Raw genomic sequence first — 20,026 nt, 5'->3', positions numbered from 1 at the left:
GCTCAGTTGGTCCCGATCCGGCTGAGCAGCTCGACGATCCTGGTCTGCACCTCGGAGCTGGTGGACCGCTCCGCGAGGAACAGCACCGTCTCCCCGGAGGCCAGCCGCGGCAGGTCCGCCTGGTCGACGGCTGCGGTGTAGACGACGAGCGGGGTGCGGTTGAGCTGCCCGTTCGCCCGCAGCCAGTCGACGATCCCGGCGGAGCCCTCCTGCCGCCGCTGCACCTGCAGCAGGTCCATCACGACCAGGTTCGGCCGGAACTGTCCCGCCAGCGTCACCGCGTCCGCGTCACTCGCGGCCCGCGCGACCTGCATGCCGCGCCGCTCCAGCGTCGCCGTCAGCGCCAGCGCGATCTCCGCGTGCTCCTCGATCAGCAGCACCCGCGGCGGGTGCTGCTCGGTGTCGCGCGGCGCCAGCGCCTTCAGCAGCACGGCCGGATCGGCGCCGTACGCCGCGTCCCGCGAGGCCTGCCCGAGCCCGGCCGTGACGAGCACCGGCACCTCCGCGGCCACGGCGGCCTGCCGCAGCGACTGCAGTGCCGTCCGCGTGATCGGCCCGGTCAGCGGGTCGACGAACAGCGCCGCGGGGAAGGCCGCGATCTGCGCGTCGACCTCCTCGCGCGAGTTCACGATCACCGGCCGGTAGCCCCGGTCGCTCAGCGCCTGCTGGGTGCCGGCGTCCGGCGCCGGCCACACCAGCAGCCGCCGCGGGTTGTCCAGCGGCTCGGGCGGCAGCTCGTCGTCCATCGGCTGCGGCCGGGGCGGATCGGCCACCTCGACGGCCCCGCCGGGCCCGTCCAGCGGCTCCGGCCCTTCGGCGGCGTTCTCGTCCGGTGCGCCTATGGCGTACGACCGTCCGCCGCCCTCGGTCATCTGCGCCAGGCGCGACTGACCGGCGAGGGACGGCTGCGCCGGAACGGGAGCCGTGGCCGGGCCGGGGACCTGCGCGGCGACCGGCGGCGGCGTGTGCTCGGCCGTCGGATGCGGCCGCGCGGCCTGCTCCGGACGGGGTGCCTGCTGCTCCGGGCGCGGCTGCCCCTGCTCCGGCCGGGCGGCCTGGTCCGTGCGCGTCGCCGGGTCGGGCGGCGTGCCGAGCTTGCGGCGCCGTCCCGATCCGCCCGGCTGGTGCGGGGGAGGCGTCGCCGTCTGCTGCGGGTGGGCGGACAGCGGGCCGGGTACGGCCGAAGGCTGCTGGACCTGGACCGCCTGCCGGTTGAACGGCACGCCCTGGCCCAGCGTCCGCACGCTGATCGCCCGCCCCTGCGTCGAGTTCGGGTCGACGGGCGCGGCGGCCTCGGCGGGCAACGGCTGAGCCGCCCGTGGCGAGCCCTCCGGCGGAAGCGGGGTGCCCGGGGCGGGCGTGTGCTGCTGCGCGGCCCGGGGCGGCGTGCCGTTCGGGGACACGGGGTGTGCGACACCGGCCCCCGACGTGTCGTCGGCGGCGGGCCAGGGCTGGGCACCGGGCTGCCGGTCTGCCGTTGCCTGGGCGGGCGTGCCCTGGGGCGGGGTGCCCTGCCCGGGAGCGGCCTCCGCGGGGAGCGGCCCGGCGGACGGCTGCTGACCCGGTGCGGCGACGCCCTGCTGGGGCAGGGGCTGGGCCGGTGCGGGGGGCTGCACAGCCTGCCCCGGCAGGGCCGCCTGCACACTCTGCCCGAGCCCGCCCTGGGCGGGGACGGACACGCCCGGCGGCTGGACGCCGTGCGGGGCGTTCGCGTGGGGGACGTTCCCCTGCGCGGGACCCGGCACGCCCTGCGGCGGCACGGCCGTACCCGGCGCAACGGGGGAAGCGGCGAAGCCGGCCTGGACGGGAGCGCCCGGCACGGAACCGGCAGGCACCGAACCGGCGGGCACCGAACCGCCCGGCACCGAACCCGTAGGCACGGGACCTGTAGCTGTGGAACCAGCGGGCACGGGACCCGCAGGCACGGAACCCGAAGGCACCGGACCCGCCTGGTCGGCACCCGCCGGCGCCTGCGCTCCGGCCGGCTCGGCAGGCTGCGGCGCGGCGACGGCCCGTCGCCGGCGGCCGGTCGGCGCGCTGGTGGGATGCGGCTGCGGCGGAGTGTGATCGGCGGACTGGTCGTGCGGGACGGCGTCGTGCCGCCCCTCCTCGACCGCCCCGGCACCGGCGGCGGCCACACCGGGGACCACCCCGGCGCCCTGCTCCGGAACCGGCACCTGCCCCTGAGCGGGCACGACCCCCGGCGCTCCCACGGACCCGTCGGCGACCGGCTGCCCTGCTACGGCCGGAGCCTCCTGCTGGGCGGGCGCGGGGGCCGGGGCCGGAGTCTGATCGGCCTCGGCCGGCGGCAGTGCGAACACCGGACGCGGCCCCGCCGCCTCCTGGGCCGCCGCCGCCCGCTCGTTGGCCGCGGCCAGCGCACGCCGCCGGCGCCCGGTCGGCTGCTGGGCCTGCCCCTGAGCCGCGTCGGACGGACCGGCGGCCTCACCACCGGACGGCGACGCGGGCAGCGCCGGCGGCAGCGCGGCCTGCTCACCTGGCTCACTCCGGCCCCGTCGGCCGGACGGCCCGGGCACACCCTGCGGCGGCACGGTCCCGCCCAGTCCCGTGTTCGAGGCGGCGGCGCCCGCCGCATGCTCGGCGGCCGTCATCACGGCCCCCTCGGCGACACCCTCGACGGCACTGCCGACGGCACCCGCACCGGCGTCCTCCGCCGCGCGCCGCCGTCGTCCGGTGCCGCCCGACGCGCCGCCCGACGCGCCGTCCTCACCGGAGGCCTGAGCCGGAAGGGCCGCCTGCTCCCCGGCGGCCCGGCGCCTGCGCCGCCCGGTGGGCGCGGCCCCGTCGGCTCCGGGACCACCGGCCGCCTCGCCCTCACCACCAGGGACGTCTCCGTCCAGGAACGCGTCGGTGGTGGCCCGCCGTGCCCGCCGCCGCCCCCCACCGGACGTCTGCCCGGCGGGATCGACGGGAGCCGGGCCGACGAGCGCGGGGTCGACGACGGCGAGCGCGGCGGACTCGTCCACCGGCTGGACGGCGACCGCCCCGGCCCCGCCCCCGATCGGCACCTCCAGGACGTACGCGCTCCCGCTCATCCCCGGCACGTCGTGCGTCTGCAGCACACCTCCGTGGGCCCGGACGATCCCGCGCACGATCGGCTCGTGCACGGTGTCGCCACCGGCGTACGGGCCGCGCACCTCGATGCGGACGACCTCACCGCGCTGCGCCGCCGCCACCACGACGGTGTTGTCCAGGTAACCGCCCGCCGACACGGGAGTGTTGCCGGTCGCGTCGACCCCGGCCACGTCCGCGACGAGATGCGCGAGGGCGGTCGCGAGCAGCCGGGGATCGACCTCGGCCTCGATGGGCGGCGCGTGCACGGCGAACTGCACGCGCCCGGGCCCGATGAGCTCGACGGCCCCGTCGACCCCGGCGGCGACGACGGCGTCCAGCATCACCTTCGTACGGGAGATGCTCTCGCCGCCGGCGTCGAGCCGCTGGTACCCGAGGACGTTGTCGATCAGTGTCGTGATGCGCGCATAGCCCGCCGAGAGGTGATGCAGCACCTGGTTGGCCTCGGGCCACAGCTGCCCCGCGTCGTCGGCGGCCAGCGCGGCCAGCTCGCGGCGCAGCTCGTCCAGCGGGCCGCGCAGCGACCGGCCGAGGAGGGTCAGCAACTGCTCGTGCCGGGCGGCGAGCGCCTCGAAACGGTCCTTCTCCCGCTCCCCGAGGGCGGCGTACCGCTCTTCGTCGGCGGCGAGCTCCTCGGCGTGCCGCTCGGTGAGCTCCTCCACTTCGGTGACGTGCCGCTGGCGCAGCGCGGTGAGTTCGGAGGCGTGCTCCTCGGCGACCCGCTCCAGTTCCTCGGCGTGCCGCTTCTCCGCCGCCTCCTTCTCCTCGACGACGGCGTCGTAGGGCCGCCGGTCGGTGAAGGTCATCACGGCGCCGACGAGCTGGTCGCCGTCGCGCACGGGCGCGGTCGTCAGGTCGACCGGCACCTTGCCGCCGTCCTTGGCGTACAGCACCTGGCCGCGCACCCGGTGCTTGCGCCCGGAGCGCAGGGTGTCGGCGAGTGGCGACTCTTCGTACGGGAAGGGCGAGCCGTCGGCGCGTGAGTGCAGCACGAGGTCGTGCAGTTCGCGCCCGCCGAGATCACTGGCCCTGAATCCCAGTATCTGAGCGGCGGCCGGATTGACGAGCACGATCCGTCCGTCGGTGTCGGTCCCGACGACGCCCTCGGACGCGGCCCGCAGGATCATCTCGGTCTGCCGCTGCGACCGCGCGAGCTCGGCCTCGGTGTCCACGGTCCCGGTCAGGTCCCTCACGACGAGCATGAGCAGCTCGTCACCGCTGTACCCGTAACCGTCGTAGGCCTGCTGCCCGTTCTCCAGATTCGCACTGGTGACCTCGACGGGGAACTCGGTCCCGTCGGTCCGGCGCGCGATCATCCGGGTCGGCTTGGTCCGGGCGTGCGGGTCGAGGTGTTCCGGGCGCCGCATGGAGCCGGGGATGAGCTTGGAGTCGAACTGCGGCAGCAGATCGAGCAGCCCGCGCCCCACCAGAGCGGTCCCCGGAGTCTCGAAGGCCTCCAAGGCGATGGTGTTGGCGTTGACGACCGTTCCATTGGCGTTGACCAGCACCAACGCGTCGGGAAGCGCGTCCAGTATGGCTGCGAGGCGAGCAGCGCCTCGGGATGGCCTGCTGCTCACGAGACGCTTCCTCCCTGATACCGCACCTTGCCGACCGCTCGGGCCATCTTGCCAACCGTCCCGCGGCGTGTCACGCGAGGGAGTCTAAGGGTTGCGGTTGCGCTCGCGACGCCGGATGAGAGCGAGGTCGCACGAGGAAGTGACCCCGAACTGACGACCGAGTAACCGTCAAACACCCGCCCTCCTGCGACGACGGCGCGGGACCGTCGCGAGACCTTTACGAGGACGGTGTTTCTGTACCTTTTGGCCAGACTGGCGTGATGAGGGCGGGACGTGGCGCAGAAGGAGCCGCCGGGACGCCCCGCCCTGTCCGCCGAACCGGAGCCGGCGGACGGCTCAGGCCCTGGCGCCCCCGTCACCCCCCAGGCCCGGCAGCAGCGGCACGAGCCGGTCCCAGCGGGAGATCTGGCAGCCGTCACGGCGGTCGTAGGTGGCGTCGACGGGCCGCCCGGCCCAGGTGCCGGTGACGTGCGCGGTGGCCGGGCCGCCGTTCTGCATGGTGCAGAAGCCGCCTTCCGGCGCGGGCGCGAAGACCTCCTCTGTCGACCGCGTGTCCCGCTCCAGGGCGGCACAGGCGCCGCTCGGGTCGGGATGGCTGCCGCCGTGGGGGCCGCAGTACAGCTCGAACGTTCCGTCGGCCCCGCCGCCGGCGTCCCGCACGGTGACGGTCAGATGATCGCGGTCCGGACCGCCGCCGGGCTGGGCGTGGGCGGCCGGGGGCATCGCGGTCAGCGACCCGGCGGCGGCGATGGAGGCGGCGGCACCGACGAGGAGGCGCCGCAGGACAGGGCGGGCGATGGCCCGGGGAATGGCACGCAACATGCCATGACTAACGCGAAGCGGCCCCGGATGTTGCGCGCTGTCATGCAAGCGGAGGCCCGCACGGCCCTGACAAGGCCTTTGCCCTGCGCCCTTCCCGCCTAGTACCGTGGGGGTCGATTGGTGACAGCACGCTCGACTGTGTCATCATCGGCACGCACCGCTCGCGCTCGCGCGGGAGTGATGCTGGAGGCGTCGCCTAGTCCGGTCTATGGCGCCGCACTGCTAATGCGGTTTGGGCCTTAAAGCCCATCGAGGGTTCAAATCCCTCCGCCTCCGCACTCGATCACGAAGCCCCGGTCACCCGACCGGGGCTTCGCTGTCGTTGCCCTCCGGGAGAGCACCCGGAGGAGCGGCCGGAAGTGCCGTTTCCGCAGCTCACAAGGGGTGCGGCTAACGGATTTCACATGGCGGCGGCAGTCATGTAATGTTCTTCCTGTCGCCGCGAGCGAGCCGGAAGGCCCGAGAGCGGCGAAAAAACAGAACAAGCACTCGTAGCTTAACGGATAGAGCATCTGACTACGGATCAGAAGGTTGCAGGTTCGAATCCTGCCGAGTGCACAGCACGTCAGAGGCCCTGTGGAGAGATCCACAGGGCCTCTGCTCTTTGCCTTGACGGCACCAGTTGACGGCAACCGGTTCAGCGCTTGAAGGCAAGGCTGATGGTTTGGTCTCGCCCGTCCTGCCGGCCAAGTGGACGATCTGCTCCAACCTCGCTAACCCTCCCTTGGTTGCGCAGAACGCACCAAGCTGCATGATGCGGACCAGAGGTGCGACTGCCCAGAAGGTGCCGAGTCCCCTCACGCTGCGGGGTGTGGGAAGCAGCCGCAAGGCGGGAGTCAACCCGAGAGGCTCCAGTACATCTCGTTGGCGGGCTTTGTGTCTTCCTCCGTATTCCATGTCTGGATCGCCGCGCCCGGGGTCGTATAGGGGCCGCGAATTGTCAGGCATAGGGAATCGGACCAAATGCGGCCGTCGCGCTGTTCCCATTTCTGAATATCGCTTCCGTCGCATGCTTGCGTGAGCATGGTCTGTCCGCCACCGACTCCTTCCGGTGAAAGGCAGCGCGCGTCGCGGCTGACGATCTCGCTGCGGTCAGTCGTTTTTTCCAGAGCTGCTCCTTGGAGTCACGGCAATTGGCCGTAACGACTGTGTCTCCTTCGGCTTCCAGGCAGAGGCCCTTGAAGGGTGATTTTGTGGCGCGTATATGTCCCCAGGTGGTGCTCTTCTTGGGCGGCTTGGCGGAGTTGATGGAAGCGCTGCCATCAACGGTGGGGGAGGTCGGAGGTGCGACCTTCGGAGAAGGTGAGTCCTTAGCTGCATCTGACTCGCCTGGTGATGGGTTGATCGTGCTCGATTCGCTCGGGCTTGTTGGTCCACCGGCAGGGGCCGACTTCGAGGCTTTATCGGGTTCATCGAGAATGGCCGTGAAGTACGTAGCGAGCAGGCCGAGTATTGCTGCAGAGACGCCGAGGACGCTTGTCTGCGTAGTAGCGCTAGCGTGCTGTGTGCGGAGGAGGAAATAGATGGCGCCCAGTGTGACTATGGATGCCATGATGAGGATGCCTATCGTGGTCGTCCGGTCCACTCCTCGCGCCCTCCGACAATTCGACGACTTGATCATCGAATAGGACGTTGCGCGGCGGTGGTGAGGTTCCGTAGGGGGGAGCGTAGTTCTGACTACAACTGCGGGCAGTTGCAGGAGCTATGGAATGCGTACCTCCGTCGATCTTTCGGAGGCCAGAACTTGCGGATGAGTAATCGAAGGGATAGCCGTCCTGCCTGGTTCGTGGCAGGACGGCTGGACGGCAGTTCGGAGACCAACAGCTAGTTCGAGTGCGACCTCGCAGGGTTCGCATGAGTGTCAGTTGCCTGGGTCTCGAAGGGCGTTGCCAACGCGGTCGAAGGCGGACCGCTGGGAGTCGAGCCGTACGAAGGTGTAGATGTCCATGGTCACGCGGATTGAGCTGTGGCCGAGAACTTCCATGATCATGCGGGCGTCGGCGCCCTGTTCGTGGAGCAGCGAGGCGCACGTGTGGCGCAGGTCGTGAAAACGGACCCTGCGGACGCCGGCACGGACGCACAGCGCCTCGAAGGAGCGGTTCAGGTTGCGTGGCTCGATGGGCGTGCCGTTCTTCGTGTGGCGACGGGACGACCAGCACGGCGGCGAAGCACTCCGGCCCGCCATCGTTGGCCAGCTCCGGTATGTCGTCGGACTCTTGAAGGAGAGCCGACCGCCGTCCATCCAGAACGGCCTGTACGGCATCGCGGCCGAGCTGGCACGCCTGACCGGCTGGACCTACTTCGACGCCCGCCAGTACAACCAGGCCCGCGCGTACTTCACCGAGGCCCTGCAACTGGCGAAGGAGATCGACGACCGCCAGTTCATGGCTAACGTCCTCGCCTGCATGAGCTTGCAGGCGACCTACCAGGACAAGCCCGCCGACTCGTTGGCACTCGTGACCGCAGCCCAGGACCAGGCCCGGTCAGCACTCGGCAACACGCCGCGCGTTATGTCGATGTTGGCCATGCGGGAAGCATTCGCCCACGCCACCCTCGGCAACCGTGATGACACGCACCGGGCGATCGGGGAAGCGCACAGCCAATTCGAGAAGATCGGGGCGAGCGATCCGGACCCCTCATGGGTGACCTACTTCGACGAGCCGAAGCTCATCGTGGACACGGGCATTGCCCACGGCCGTCTGGGCGAAGCGGCGACCGCCGAACCTTTGATCGCAGACGCCCTGCGGCGGGAGGACCACACAAACCAGCGAGGCCGCGCGTTCCACTCGTTCTGGCTGGCCCGTACGCAACTGGACCAGGGCAAGCTTGACCAGGCGTGCCACACCGCCACCGAGGCTCTGGAGCCCGCGTCGGCGGTGGCTTCGGAGCGAGTGTCAGGGCATCTCAGGGAGTTCTACGACCAGTTGGCCCCACACAGGCAGGAGCCCGTAGCCCTTGCCTTCGAGGCACGGCTACGGGAACTCCTCCCGCCGGTCAGCGGATCGCTTCGTCCATGAGCAGGTAGAGCAGGCCGACGAGCGATCCACTACTCACGACCTCGCGGCGGTCTATCATCCCGCGCACCTCTGAGAGCGGGATCCACTCGATGCGGTCGGACTCGTTCTTCTCCGTGGGCGGACCAGCGTAGGTGGCGCCGTCGATGCGGAAGACGTGGTGCTGCGAGTCGGTGATTCCGTTGGCCGGCTCGGCGTAGATCAGGGGCTTGATGGGGCCGGGGCGCCAGCCGGTCTCTTCCAGGACTTCGCGGGCGGCAGCTTGTTCCGGCGTCTCGCCTTCCTCAACCAGGCCCATGGGCAGTTCCCAGGCCCAGGAGTCCGTGATGAAGCGGTGCCGCCACATCATCAGGACCTCTTTGCGGTCGTTGACCACGGCGGCAACGGCCAAGTGCCGGAGGCGGACGACGTGGTACTCCCACCTACGTCCGTCCGGCTGCTGGACGTCGACCAGACACAGATTCACCCAAGGGTTGGTGTAGACCTGACGCTCACCGTGAGTCTTCCACTCCATACCTGCGGCCCCTCTCGATCGGTCTCAAGGATCTCAGACCGATCGCGCGACGGGCGCGGGTGCCGCAATCTTTCGCGTCACATTGACGAGATGCGCGAAGAGGGCCCAGCCCGCCGTAGGAAGCGAACGTCAGGCGAACGGATCAGGAGCGACGGGGCGGCGCGCTTCTGCGCGATTCATGTCGGATTGTGCAGAGCGTGCAGTCAGGGTTGATCTTCCTCTGACCCTCCGTCAGCGCAGCGGAACTCGTAACCGTACGGGCCCATTTCGCCTGCAATGAAGAGAACGGGCTGGGTCGGGCTCCAAGCGATGATGTGTGGACTGGAATCTAGACGGGTCATCGCCAGTGCCACTCCGGTTGTTGGATCCCATACGCGGACTGTCTTGTCGTCACTAGTAGTCGCAAGCCAGGTGCCGCACGGACTGATAGCCACAGCAGTGACGGCACCAGAATGCCCGGTGAGCGTATGCAATTCCACCCCGGTGGTCGCGTCCCAGATGCGCGCGGTCTCGTCGTAGCTGGCAGTCGCCAGCCAGGACCCATCAGGGCTGATCGACACAGAGTAGATCGCCTTTGTATGACCGTTAAGAATTTTCCGCTCTTGTCCACTGTGGGAATCCCAGATGCGAGCTGTTTGGTCCGAGCTGGCAGTTGCAAGCCAAGTGCCGTCTGGGCTGACACTGACTTGCTGCACCAGTCGATTGTGACCAGTCAATTCGTGAATTCGCTCACCAGTGCTAGCGTCCCAAATGAGAACCTTTTCGTCCTCGCGCGCAATAACCCGCCTTCCGTGAGGGTCAATTATCACCTGTCCCAAAGAACCGGTGATTCCTGACAGAGTATGTAGTTCAGTTCCGTCGACGCAGTCCCAAATCCGCACGGTGCCATCCTCTGAGCACGTCGCGAGCCAGGTGCCGTCTGGGCTGATCGCCACAGACCAGACAGTATTCGTATGGCCGACCAAGGTTTGTAGCTCCTGGCCGGTACATGAATCCCAGATGTGCACGATACAGTCGCTGCCCACAGAAGCGAGCCACGTAGCGTCTGGGCTGACAGCTAGATACCAAACAGCATCCATCGGGCCTAGGACGTGGAGCACTTGGCCAGTCTCAGAATTCCAAATACGGACCGTTTCATCAAGACTGGCTGTGGCGAGCCATGAGCCATCTGGGCTGGCAGCAAGCGACCACAATCTGTCCGTGTGGCCGCTAACAGCTTCATTTTCCTCTAGCGCTGTCAAATCCCAAATGCGGACCGTGCTGTCGTGACTGGCTGTGGCGAGCCATGTACCGCAAGGGCCTATTGCGGCTTGCAAACATGTGTCGGTGTGTCCCCTAAGTCTGTGCAATTCCACTCCGGACGACGCATCATAGATGCGGATAGCGCCGTTATCGGAACAACTGAAGAGGCGAGTCTTGTCGGGGCTGATGATAACCGACCAAGCCGCCCCCCCGCCGTGGTCCAGGGTGTCCCTGACCTCTCCATTGACAGCGTCCCGAATGAGGATTCTCCCATCCCCTCCCGCAGTAGCGAGCCAGGTGCCGTCCGGGCTAATCGTTACTTCCAGAACCGATACGGAATGCCCTTGTAAGGCGAATCGCTCTTGCCCTGTGTCTACGTCCCAAATCCTGACCGTGGTATCACCCCCGGCTGTGGCGAGCCAGGTGCCGTCTGGGCTAATGGCCACTGAATTCACATGGTAGGTGTGTCCGGTCAGAGTATTGCGGAGCGTTCCGTCGGTGGCATCCCAGATTCGGACTGTGCGGTCGCCACTGGTTGTGGCGAGCCAGGTGCCGTCTGGGCTAATGGCCACTGAGGTCACGCTGGCCGAGTGTCCGGTCAGAGTATTGCGGAGGGTTCCGTCGGTGGCATCCCAGATTCGGGCTGTTTGGTCGCCACTGGTTGTGGCGAGCCAGGTGCCGTCTGGGCTAATGGCCACAGAGGTTACCGACTCCTCGTGGCCAGTGATAATCAACTGCTCTTCTCCGGTGGTTGCATCCCAGGTGCGCGTTGTGCCATCCGCGCTTGCTGACGCTATCCAAGTACCGTCTGAACTGATGGTCACAGAAGTAACAGGTTGGGTGTGGCCGGCCAGGGTGCGACGAAGCGCTCGATACGGCAGATCAGGAGGTGGCCACTTGTCAATTAGAACAGGTGGAGAGAGGTAAAGATTATCCACCTGAGAATTCCAGTGAGGGAGTGAGTGTAGCCGACTTCTTAGTACGGCATCCCTGGAGTGTGGGGGTTCTGTTTGAGAAAGCAAGTGTCCAGCGCGAGTCAAGTCCGCAGCAAGTACACGAGCTGTGGGTGTGTCGATAGATGCTAAATCACTGATAGGGGCGGTGGGTCCCTGTCGCTGCAAGCGGTAACTTATCCACCGCAGATCGCCGGCCAGCTCCTCAGCTTCACTTTGACGCCCTGCCGCAAGGAAGTGTGCAATTAGGTGATTCTGCAAGTAGCATCCTCTCGTCTGCCACCATTCTCGGTTCGGTATAGAGGCAGCGATTGCTTCTAGGAAGGTGGCGTTTAGCGTCGCCAATCGATCTCCGAGCTCGGCGCGCTGATATTCGCGAATGACGTCATGGAGCTCAACTCCGCCGCCATCGACGGTGGTATCAATGGAGATCAGAGAGAGGTCGCTCATTTGCTTGAGTAGGTGCCGAGTCTGGGCCTCATCCAATCCACCGGTAGCTTCCCATAATGCGACAATAAGACTCATCGGAATCTTCTCGTCTTCGGCGAATATGCCTAGCTCGGCAAATCGCTCGCTAGCTGAGGGTAACAACGTGATCGCGGCCTGAATGCTGGCTCGCACCGCCCTGTTTCGACGCTCGGGATCATTTAGGTCCAACATTTCCTCGTGGTCAGCGCCAGCGGGCCCAAAAGTTCGGAGTCGTGTATAGATTTGCTGCGCAGCTTCTCCGCAGCCAATCCCAGTCGCAGTTAGCGTTGCAACATACTGATTGACCATGCGTAAAAGCAGTGCCCAGCGGCCGGTGGCCTTTAGTAGTGCATCCAAGACGGGTCCGGGAATCGAATCGTCTAGGCCATGGCACAACACTGTCCGGGACTGTTGTGCAGACATTCGGTCTACGGTGATCAGTGCGACGTGCGAAGGGAGTGCATCTGGGTTTCGTGTCGTTACCAGACGGACGCAGCGATCCTCAGCCCCTCGCAAGAAGGGGCTGAGCTGTTCAAATTCCCAGATGTCGTCAATCACGAGCAGTGTGCGAGGGCGACGAGTCAGCAGTTGACCGAAGTGTTCACCCATTTGCGCTGGGTCTGCGTCTGGCCCGGCATTTAGTGGTTCGCCTGTTACGGCAAGCGTTACAGCAGCCACTTTGGCGGCTATGGCCGCTCGACCGCGAACATCGCGGCCCACTGTTACAAAGTAGATGTGTTCCCCGAAAGCCTTCTGTACGTCGGGGTGCGCGCAGACCTGCTTTGCAAGAGTCGTCTTCCCGAATCCACCAGCGCCCTTCAGCGCCGTCGTGAAGGCAACCGCTGAGCCGTTACCGCGGCGACATACGGCTGCGACAGCCTGCTCAAGTTCGTCTCGGTGAACGAACCAGGACTCTGGCGCAGGAGCCTTCGGTGGTAAGACTGTGGCTTCCTTTGGGCCAGTCCTTGGCATGACAAGGGAGACAACGAAGGCGGTGACGCCAACCACTCCACCAAAGACGCTTGCAATGGGGTCAGCTTGTCCCCACCCATCACTGAGTGCGACCATCAGCAGCCATGCGATGGCAGCCACACCCAAGGCGATGACGATCGCCAAGGCCCAACGCCCCCTGTTGCTCATGCAGATGATCCTGCGTCGTGCCCGGCGCGGGTGCCACCTGGTTTGACCAACTCATGGCCGGAGAGTGGGCGACAGCGTGGAGGCGCTAACCATGGTCATGGTCGCTCGGCGATGGCGCTGTATCTCGCGATCTGACGGCAATCCTGACGGCAACGACGGCACACACTCGCCTTTGACCACCAGCTTGTCCGATCGAGATCAAGGGCTCTCGACATCGCGTAAGGCGTCTTGCCCAATCCTACGGATCAGAAGGTTGCAGGTTCGAATCCTGCCGAGTGCACACAGGCAAGAGGCCCCGGAGAGATCCGGGGCCTCTCTTGCGTTTCAGGGGTGTACAGCTGCCGCCCAGGACTGGTCCGAGTGCTTCAGTCGCCGGCCACGGCTCTCGGCGATGCGGGGTGCGTCGCGCAGGGCCTCGGTCAGGCGCTCGGCAAGGTAGCGGAGATCGCCGGGTGGTTCGTCTGGGAGCAAGGCGATGGCGTGGTCAACGAGTTAAGTGCCCATGTGGAGCTGCATCAACTCCGTGGCATTGGCGAGTCGGGAGACCGGTCCGCCGTGATGGTCGGTGATCAGGTAGCTGTGCTTGCCTTCGGGCCCGGACCGGGGGAGGAGGCGGGGTTCGTCTGCTGTCATCAGGCGGCCTCAAAGTCCGTGGGCCCAGTAGGGGCCCGGAAACCGGCTGACCCGGGGTGACCGTTGCGAGTCTGCGCCGGTGCTGATGTTGCTCATGAGCGAGCAGGTACGGGCGTACCGAGCTCGTTGCCGCGCCATCCAGCGGAGTGTCGTCCTGGGCGTACGGGCTGCGGTGCGGCGGGTCGTTCGCCGCTGAGCGGCCACAGCAGGCTGGTACCGACGGGGAGTCCTAGCGTTCGCCGCAGCCCCGTGGTCTGGACGCATCCATGCAGTCGACCCCGGTCGTGGGCGGACTCCGCCTGATGTTGTGCATCTGGCTGATGTCAGAGGCTGGTGTCGATCAGGATCTGCTGGGCCTGCTTGAGGTTGCCGGATCGGACCGCTTCGGTCAGCGCGGCTCGCGCCGCCTCGGGGGGCGTGTCCGGTGGGACCACGAGCAGCGAGAAGTGGTCCTGCTCCCCTCGGGTTACGAGCGCGGTGTCGTCGCCCACGGAGAAGACGTCGATGTGCACCACACGGTCGTCGACGGTCACCCGCGTCGGTATTTCGTCCCAGGCCGCGGAGTCCAGGCCGATCCGTGTGATCGGCCCGAGGCGCTCGGTCAGTGCGCTGATCAGGCCGGGCAGTTCGGAGGCGAGACTCCTTGAACGGGGCCACCACGCGCCGTCGAGGATGCTCCGGCGTTCGTGAGTGGTGGTGAGCCGCAGAAGCGCCGTTCCGGGACGCATGGATTCGTGTGCACCGTCCGCCAGCAAACCTGCCGCAGGCGGGGAATCGGGATCGGGCATCGTGCTCACCTGCCTGTTCGGGTCCTCCTCGCGTCCACGCTACTCCTGGCGGGCCAGGCGCGGTCGCCGAGCACGGCGGTCATGATCGGTTCGGCCGCCTCCTCGGTGGTGTCGGGCGGCACGACCAGCAGGTCCCAGCGGCCTTGGCCGGGGGCGAGCAGGACGACGGTGTCCGGGGCGTGCGCTGCGACCGTCTTCTGCAGTCGTACGACCTGGTTGGCGACGAGCATCCGGCCAGGTGCCGCGGACCAGGCCGCTCCGTTCACCGTGACGCCGGCGATGTGTCCCCAGGCGCGCGGCAGTGCGGCGAGCAGCTGCGGAAGCTCCGCCAGCAGGTCGTAGGAATGTGGCCACCACACGCCGTCGAGACGACGCGGTACCGCGCTGTGGGGCGCGAGGCGCAGGCGGAGGAGAGGGCGGGTGGGCGGTGAGGGCGGTGAGGGCGGCGCTGTGGTGATCATGGCGTTTCCTTCGACGGGGTGTGGAGCGGTGGGTTCTGGTCAGACCCGGCGGGCGGCCAGGCGGTCCGACGTGGGCCGGCGCTCGGCGCCGCCGCGTGCGGGCGCCGGGCCGTCGGACGGGAAGGGCACCGTTCCGTCGTAAGCCTGAGGCGGGCCGGCGGGATCCGGCGGGGCCTTGGCCGGTGAGGGAACGGTTGCGGAAGAATCGAGCGGCATGACGGGGCTCCTCGGCCTCGGTGAAGGGGATTCCTCCCGCCGGGCCGAGACGAGAGGCCGGGGGAGGCGCGGCCGGGTGCTCGGCTGCTGTGGTGACGTGGACGGGTGGCCGTCGGGTGAGGCCGCGCTCTCCTGCGCCGCTGGGGTAGCGCGCTGTTCCGGCTGCGTGCCGGGCGCCTGCGCAAACGTGGTGCCACGACATCCGCGTCCAGGTCGGGCGGCAGAAGGCTGCCGTGATGCGGAACCTGTCCGGGCGATGAACCGCCCGGAGTCATGGTGCGCCGGGAGCGAAAGCCGGTCCGTCGCCGGTGTACGTCGTGCCCTCGGTTCCTTCAGCGTACCTGGCGGGAAGCGACAAAGGGGTCACGGACCGTAACAGTAGCGGGAGTGGAGAGGGGGCCCCGCGTGGGCCAGGGGCGTCTCGGTGCTCCGCCCTCGTCTTCCCACTGCTCCATCTGCCCCTGCTCGCGTACGGCCTCGTCGTCGGCGTGGAGGCTTCGCTCGGCCGCCAGGAGCTCGCTCGCGGTGAGGTGGAGTGCGGGGTCGGCCGCCGCGGCCATGAGCCGCGCGGCCGTGGCGGTCTCCGTCCGGGGCGGGACGACGAGCAGGTCCCAGCGTCCGACGCCGTACGAGAAGAGCCGGATCATGTTCGGGTCGAAACCGGACGCAAACCACGCGGCCCTCACCGTGTGCCCGGGCACGGGCAGGTCGCAGGGCGTCGCCGGCCAGGTGTCGCGGTGGGACGCCATGCGCGACACGCGTCCTCGCATCGCGTCGAACGCCTCGGTGAGTGAGGGCAGTTCGGCAAACAGGTCATCGGTGCGGGGCCACCAGGCGCCGCAGAGGGGGCCAGGCGGGAAGGTCGGCGGGCGCAGGGCGAGCCGGGCAGGGCGCGGTGGCGTACGTACAGGGCGGCTCGGGGCGCGGACGCCGGTCCTCGGCGGTGGGCCCGTGCCGGTGTGCGGGTTCATGGTCGCGGTTCCTGTCCTCGGGCGGCTGTCCTGCGACTGCCGGTGCTGCTGGGCCGACGTCAGCCAGGCTCGTCGGTGTGGGCGCGTCGTGCCTGGGTGTGGCTGGTGGCCAGCCAGGGCGCATGGGCAAAGGGCTCTTCGCCGACCTGCCCGGTGTCGACGGTGAGATGGAGCAGGGTGCCCTGCCCGTCGGGGCCCGCGGGGTAGCTGCGTGGCTCGTCGCAGCGGAGGTTCCGGCGCAGCAGCTGCGCCACTCGTTGGGCGATGTCGGGGCTGGCGGCGATGATGCGGACCTCCGCGAGGTCGCCGAAGGAGAGATCACCATCGGCGGTCTCGAACGCCGGCGGATCTTCGCTTGTGTCGTGGGTGCTGCGGGTGCCGGTGCCGGTGCCGGTGGCGGTGCCGGTGCCGGTGCCGGTGCCGGTGCCGGTGCCCTGGCTGCGGCTGCGGCGGAGCGGCGCGGGCATGGACGTGACCTCTCTTCTGTCGGCCATGTCGGCCTCAACGCCCCGCGGTGTTCCGCTGGTTGTGCGTCGTCCGTTCCCGGTGGCGGCGCGGCCGGAAGCGCCCCCGCCCGCCGTCGCGATGGTCGCGACGCTCGTGACCGGCGGAGGGGGTGGAGTGCGGTGCAGGCGGCGGGGTGGTGCCGGCGGCTCGGTCGGCGGCGGCTGGGGGGCCGGGAAGGAAGCGGCTGTAGGAACGCAAGGCGATCCTTTCGCTGTGTGCGGAGTTGAGCCGGTGGATCACGTACGCTCCCGCGGCGATGAGCACGAGGAGCGCGGCAATGGTGAGGGGGATGTCCATGGCGGTCACGACCTGACGGTCGGTCGAACGCGAGAAGAGCTTGGGAGAAGCGGGCCCGCCGTCCCTCGGGCGCGTGGTGGCGCATGGGTGCCGGTGGTGCCGTTCGTGCTCGTGGCGCCGGTGGTGAAGAGCTGCAGTACGGCCCTGCGTGGGTCGGGCTCCGGCCACGCTTGGGCGGCGGAGAAGGAATCGAAGGCCGGGGCCATCGTGTTGACCTGTCTCCGGAAGCTCCTGCGCTGCGCGAGGCTTCCGGCGAAGTGTCTCGCCGAGGACGAGACCAGCGCGGAAGCCGGTGTGCGACATGCCCTCGGTACCTCCACCGTACTCCCGTGCGCCCTCGACTGTCGGGAAGCGGACGAAACCGCCGTACCCGCTTCGGCGTTCTCGTCCACCGTCGGTCCCGAAGGGGGGCGCGGCCGCGGGAGTACGGTTGAAGACACCGAGGGCGTCGCGCGCCGACTCCGACACCGGTGCCGCTCTCGGCGACCGACGACGCCGGGCCGGGTCCGTCCGTGCCCGAGCAGGGCTTGCCTCATGACCGTGAACGTGCCGGCTGCGCCGACGACCACAGAACTCCTCGGGCGTCCCGTCGGTTCGCACCCGCCCGCGACGCGGAAGCCCGGCCCGAGGCCGGAACGGGGCTCCTCGCCCCGGGAAGGTCAACGCGTCCGGGCGCTGACCCGGCGTCAGATCGAGGACCATCTGCAGGAACTGGGTGATCTGTACGCGGAGACGTCCGGCGGCGGCCCCTGGGCGTGGAACCAAGCCCGCAGCGCCTTCCTGCGGCGGCTTGCGACCGACGCGCGGCGACCGGGATTCGAGCTGCTGATCGCGGAGACCACCGTGCTGACCGGTTGCGCCCACGGCTTCCCCGTACGCGGCGACGGCCCCTGGTGGGAGGGCTTCGACGGATACCTTCCGGGGCGGCTGCTTCGGCTTGCCGCCTCCGGACGCCTCTTCGTGATCTCCGGGATCCATGTTCCCTCCCGGGTGCGCCGGCAGAACCAGGACCGTGCCTGGAACCTCGCCCGGCGCCTGCAGAAACGGCTGCTCACCGACCACGGTGCCGCCGTCGCCGTCACGCTGGTGAAGCGCTCCGACCACAGGACCGTCGAGGCGCTGCGGTCCTGGGGGTGGCGGTACATGGAAGGCGACACACCTCGGACTGCCCCGCTCGGCCCGTTCCGCGTCCTGGTCCTCGACACCTGAGCCCCGGTGTCCCGCCTCACCGCGGGCACCGCCTTCAGGACGACGGCAGACGCAGGGCGAGGAGGGCCACGTCGTCGGTGCTGCCGGGCGGCATGCGGGCGGGCAGTTGGTCGCACAGCGTGTCCAGCGGTTCGTGGGCGAGAGCGAGGGCGTGGCGGCGCAGACGGGCGAGGCCGGTGTCCAGGTCGCTGCCGGGGATCTCGATCAGGCCGTCGGTGTAGAGCAGGAGAGTGGAACCCGGTGGAAGGGACTGCGCGGCGCTCGGCCGGCTGCCGCCGGTGCCCGGAGGGGCACCGAGGAGGAGTCCCTGTCCCGCTTCGAGGTACTGCGCCTGCCCGTCCCGGGTCAGCAGGAGGGGCGGTGGGTGCCCCGCGCTGGTCCACCGCAGCGTCCAGGGACCGGTGTGCGGGTCGCCTTCGAGCAGGGCGAGGACGAGGGTGGCCATGGGGACGGTGGTGATGGCGGGCATGGCGTCGTCGAGGCGGTCGACGACGGCACCGGGCGGGCCACTGTGGTCCCAGGCCAGTGAGCGCAGGATGCCGTGCAGTTGCGCCATTCCGGCCGCCGCGGTCAGGTCGTGGCCCACGACGTCGCCGATGACCAGCGCGAGTGTGCCGTCCTTCCGCTCGAACGCGTCGTACCAGTCGCCACCGACCTGGGAGCCGGCCGGGGCGGGCTGGTAGCGGGCGGCCAGCCGCAGGCGGCCGGGCTGGGGCAGTGGGGCGAGCAGGTTGCGCTGCATGGCCTCGGCGACGGCGCGCTGGCGGCCGAACCGCCGTGCGTTGTCGATGACCAGGCCGACCCGACGGCCGATGTCGCTCACCACTGTCAGGTCGTCGGCGTCGAAGGGGTGCGCCGGGTCCGTGCGCACCAGCGTCAGGGCGCCGGTGACCTGACGCCCGGAGCCCAGCGGCACCGTGACGGCGGACGCCGCGCCGACAGCCCGCAGGAAGCCGCTGTGGACGGTGGCCAGGGCAGAGGAGACCGGTGCGGCCAGGTTCGCCTCGCGCTGCAGGACGGGATCAGCGCCGTTCAGTACCTGGACCAGAGGGGAGCGGGCCTCCTCCCCGGCCTCGGGAAGGCGCTCGCGCCAGTCCTCCTGGGCGGCGTCCCGGCCCTCGGGGCCCGTCACCGCCACACGGTGGACCTGGTCGGAACCGACCCGGAGGTCCACAGCCGCCCAGTCGGCCAGGCGGGGAACCAGCAGGCGGCCCAGCCGGACGAGGGCCTCATCGGTCTCCAGAGTCTGACCGAGCACGTCGGTGATCTCCGCGACCAGCGTCAGCCGCTCGGTGAGGTCCTCCAGAGCACGCGTATAGGCCGCACGCTCCCGACGCGCGCTGCCGTCGCCGGCGGCGTCGGTCAACAGCACGGCCATGCCCATGAAGGCACCGTCGTCCCTCAGGGGAGAAGCCGACCAGGAGATCGCGATAAGGCGACCGTCCCCGCGCAGACAGATGTGACCCTCCCCGCGTGCCTCGGCCCTCTTCGCCACGGTCCGCAGCAGCGGGCACCGCTCCCGGGGGATCCGACCGCCGTGCGCATCCCGGTGCAGCAGGTCGTGTGCGTCCTCCCCGAGCATCGCCGCAGCGGAGCGGCCCAGTAGCCGCTCGGCTGCCAGGTTGGCCGCGAGGATCCGTCCGGCCGGATCCGTCACGATCAGGGCTGTGCCCAGCTGCTCGACGACCTGCTGCCAGAACCCCGGCTCGGCCGCAGACGGGCTCCCCTCGTGTCCCACACCCTCCACCATGCCGGCACCCTCCCTCAGGCAACCCTTGCCGAAGACGGCGGGCGCATCGGCGGTCCGACACACCAGTGGAGCAATATTTCCCCGACGGCACCGATCAGCTCGGCGACGTCGCATGGCCATGCCTTCCCCTGGCGCTCCTTGCTCCTGAGCGACAACCAGGGCGGGTTCGCGTTCCCGCGACGACTGGAGGTGAGCTCGACGTGGCCTGGCGGCGCGCGAGGCCACTTCCGGCACCCGGGCGAGGCTCCCTGTCTCCGACATAGGTCCCCGACGCACCGTGTCCGGCCTATTCTCCCCGAGCACGAAACGAGTGGCGACCATCCTGCTACGGCTCAGGCCCAGGCCGGAGCAATGCCTGCTCCGTGAAGTCG

At 68.9% G+C, this 20,026-nt stretch carries 15 protein-coding genes, 2 tRNA genes and 1 pseudogene; 4 read left to right on the top strand and 14 right to left on the bottom strand.

Translation table 11 applies throughout. From position 1 onward, the window contains the following. Positions 1-2: 2 nt before the first annotated feature. Both RFN52_RS19610 and RFN52_RS19605 read right to left on the bottom strand, forming a co-directional pair. Positions 3-4,670: a PAS domain-containing protein gene (locus RFN52_RS19610; RefSeq protein WP_184847894.1), complete on the bottom strand. Its 4,668-nt coding sequence runs from the start codon at positions 4,668-4,670 to the stop codon at positions 3-5. A gap of 336 nt (positions 4,671-5,006) precedes the next feature. After that, on the bottom strand, positions 5,007-5,492 hold the full coding sequence (locus RFN52_RS19605) for an SSI family serine proteinase inhibitor (protein ID WP_184847893.1): 486 nt from the start codon (positions 5,490-5,492) through the stop codon (positions 5,007-5,009). A gap of 185 nt (positions 5,493-5,677) precedes the next feature. On the opposite strand from RFN52_RS19605, the gene RFN52_RS19600 reads away from it, so the two are divergent. Then, positions 5,678-5,768: transfer RNA gene (locus RFN52_RS19600), tRNA-Ser, on the top strand. 209 nt (positions 5,769-5,977) lie between these two features. Further along, positions 5,978-6,050 (top strand) — tRNA-Arg (locus RFN52_RS19595). A gap of 278 nt (positions 6,051-6,328) precedes the next feature. Here RFN52_RS19595 and RFN52_RS40090 read toward each other — a convergent pair. From RFN52_RS40090 to RFN52_RS19585, 3 genes are all read right to left on the bottom strand, one after another. Then, positions 6,329-6,517 carry a ricin-type beta-trefoil lectin domain protein gene (locus tag RFN52_RS40090; RefSeq protein ID WP_374050166.1) on the bottom strand — a complete coding sequence of 63 codons (189 nt, stop codon included), beginning with the start codon at positions 6,515-6,517 and terminating at the stop codon, positions 6,329-6,331. Next, a complete protein-coding gene (locus tag RFN52_RS19590) occupies positions 6,433-7,044 on the bottom strand; it encodes a hypothetical protein (protein WP_184847892.1) in 612 nt (203 codons plus the stop codon). The genes RFN52_RS40090 and RFN52_RS19590 overlap by 85 nt, the downstream gene beginning before the upstream one ends. Positions 7,045-7,353: 309 nt before the next feature. Then, on the bottom strand, positions 7,354-7,677 hold the full coding sequence (locus RFN52_RS19585) for a tyrosine-type recombinase/integrase (RefSeq protein ID WP_311240999.1): 324 nt from the start codon (positions 7,675-7,677) through the stop codon (positions 7,354-7,356). On the opposite strand from RFN52_RS19585, the pseudogene RFN52_RS19580 reads away from it, so the two are divergent. Beyond that, positions 7,631-8,509: pseudogene (locus RFN52_RS19580) on the top strand (NsdA family TPR-like regulatory protein); the annotation flags it as partial. The gene RFN52_RS19585 and the pseudogene RFN52_RS19580 overlap by 47 nt on opposite strands. Here RFN52_RS19580 and RFN52_RS19575 read toward each other — a convergent pair. The 8 genes from RFN52_RS19575 to RFN52_RS19540 all read right to left on the bottom strand — a co-directional run bounded on the left by RFN52_RS19575 (position 8,487) and on the right by RFN52_RS19540 (position 16,696). Further along, a complete protein-coding gene (locus tag RFN52_RS19575; RefSeq protein WP_184847891.1) occupies positions 8,487-9,020 on the bottom strand; it encodes an NUDIX hydrolase in 534 nt (177 codons plus the stop codon). The pseudogene RFN52_RS19580 and the gene RFN52_RS19575 sit on opposite strands and share 23 nt — an antisense overlap. A gap of 203 nt (positions 9,021-9,223) precedes the next feature. After that, positions 9,224-12,823: an NB-ARC domain-containing protein gene (locus tag RFN52_RS19570; RefSeq protein WP_184847890.1), complete on the bottom strand. Its 3,600-nt coding sequence runs from the start codon at positions 12,821-12,823 to the stop codon at positions 9,224-9,226. Positions 12,824-13,779: 956 nt separating this feature from the next. After that, on the bottom strand, positions 13,780-14,244 hold the full coding sequence (locus tag RFN52_RS19565; RefSeq protein WP_184847889.1) for a DUF5994 family protein: 465 nt from the start codon (positions 14,242-14,244) through the stop codon (positions 13,780-13,782). A gap of 5 nt (positions 14,245-14,249) precedes the next feature. Beyond that, entirely contained in the window at positions 14,250-14,705 is a 456-nt protein-coding gene (locus tag RFN52_RS19560; protein WP_311240998.1) for a DUF5994 family protein, read from the bottom strand. A gap of 39 nt (positions 14,706-14,744) precedes the next feature. Then, positions 14,745-14,921 (bottom strand): hypothetical protein, encoded by a 177-nt coding sequence (locus RFN52_RS19555; protein ID WP_184847888.1) that lies wholly within the window; start codon positions 14,919-14,921, stop codon positions 14,745-14,747. Between the two features lie 332 nt (positions 14,922-15,253). Continuing rightward, positions 15,254-15,892, bottom strand: coding sequence for a DUF5994 family protein (locus RFN52_RS19550; protein WP_311240997.1), 639 nt, complete (start codon positions 15,890-15,892; stop codon positions 15,254-15,256). 59 nt (positions 15,893-15,951) lie between these two features. Further along, the gene (locus RFN52_RS19545; protein ID WP_311240996.1) at positions 15,952-16,386 is read right to left on the bottom strand and encodes a hypothetical protein; all 435 of its coding nucleotides are present in this window, start codon (positions 16,384-16,386) and stop codon (positions 15,952-15,954) included. A gap of 7 nt (positions 16,387-16,393) precedes the next feature. Then, positions 16,394-16,696, bottom strand: coding sequence for a hypothetical protein (locus tag RFN52_RS19540; protein WP_184853960.1), 303 nt, complete (start codon positions 16,694-16,696; stop codon positions 16,394-16,396). Between the two features lie 534 nt (positions 16,697-17,230). Here RFN52_RS19540 and RFN52_RS19535 point away from each other — a divergent pair. Further along, a complete protein-coding gene (locus tag RFN52_RS19535; RefSeq protein ID WP_184847886.1) occupies positions 17,231-17,905 on the top strand; it encodes a hypothetical protein in 675 nt (224 codons plus the stop codon). 34 nt (positions 17,906-17,939) lie between these two features. Here RFN52_RS19535 and RFN52_RS19530 read toward each other — a convergent pair whose 3' ends face one another. Beyond that, complete coding sequence (locus tag RFN52_RS19530; protein ID WP_184847885.1) at positions 17,940-19,655, bottom strand: SpoIIE family protein phosphatase; 1,716 nt, start codon at positions 19,653-19,655, stop codon at positions 17,940-17,942. Positions 19,656-20,026 lie beyond the last annotated feature (371 nt).

Origin of the sequence: Streptomyces collinus (assembly GCF_031348265.1) — a bacterium.
Classification (GTDB): Bacteria; Actinomycetota; Actinomycetes; order Streptomycetales; family Streptomycetaceae; genus Streptomyces; species Streptomyces collinus.
The sequence above is the reverse complement of the archived record's forward strand: the minus strand, read 5'-3'. Positions and strand labels throughout refer to the sequence as shown.

What these genes read in the sequence shown, in the direction of transcription:
- RFN52_RS19605 (WP_184847893.1), bottom strand. Translation starts at nt 5,492, where the DNA reads ATGTTGCGTGCCATTCCCCGGGCCATCGCCCGCCCTGTCCTGCGGCGC.
- RFN52_RS40090 (WP_374050166.1), bottom strand. Translation starts at nt 6,517, where the DNA reads ATGCTCACGCAAGCATGCGACGGAAGCGATATTCAGAAATGGGAACAG.
- RFN52_RS19590 (WP_184847892.1), bottom strand. Translation starts at nt 7,044, where the DNA reads ATGGCATCCATAGTCACACTGGGCGCCATCTATTTCCTCCTCCGCACA.
- RFN52_RS19585 (WP_311240999.1), bottom strand. Translation starts at nt 7,677, where the DNA reads ATGGCGGGCCGGAGTGCTTCGCCGCCGTGCTGGTCGTCCCGTCGCCAC.
- RFN52_RS19575 (WP_184847891.1), bottom strand. Translation starts at nt 9,020, where the DNA reads ATGGAGTGGAAGACTCACGGTGAGCGTCAGGTCTACACCAACCCTTGG.
- RFN52_RS19570 (WP_184847890.1), bottom strand. Translation starts at nt 12,823, where the DNA reads ATGAGCAACAGGGGGCGTTGGGCCTTGGCGATCGTCATCGCCTTGGGT.
- RFN52_RS19565 (WP_184847889.1), bottom strand. Translation starts at nt 14,244, where the DNA reads ATGCCCGATCCCGATTCCCCGCCTGCGGCAGGTTTGCTGGCGGACGGT.
- RFN52_RS19560 (WP_311240998.1), bottom strand. Translation starts at nt 14,705, where the DNA reads ATGATCACCACAGCGCCGCCCTCACCGCCCTCACCGCCCACCCGCCCT.
- RFN52_RS19555 (WP_184847888.1), bottom strand. Translation starts at nt 14,921, where the DNA reads ATGCCGCTCGATTCTTCCGCAACCGTTCCCTCACCGGCCAAGGCCCCG.
- RFN52_RS19550 (WP_311240997.1), bottom strand. Translation starts at nt 15,892, where the DNA reads ATGAACCCGCACACCGGCACGGGCCCACCGCCGAGGACCGGCGTCCGC.
- RFN52_RS19545 (WP_311240996.1), bottom strand. Translation starts at nt 16,386, where the DNA reads ATGGCCGACAGAAGAGAGGTCACGTCCATGCCCGCGCCGCTCCGCCGC.
- RFN52_RS19540 (WP_184853960.1), bottom strand. Translation starts at nt 16,696, where the DNA reads ATGGACATCCCCCTCACCATTGCCGCGCTCCTCGTGCTCATCGCCGCG.
- RFN52_RS19535 (WP_184847886.1), top strand. Translation starts at nt 17,231, where the DNA reads ATGACCGTGAACGTGCCGGCTGCGCCGACGACCACAGAACTCCTCGGG.
- RFN52_RS19530 (WP_184847885.1), bottom strand. Translation starts at nt 19,655, where the DNA reads ATGGTGGAGGGTGTGGGACACGAGGGGAGCCCGTCTGCGGCCGAGCCG.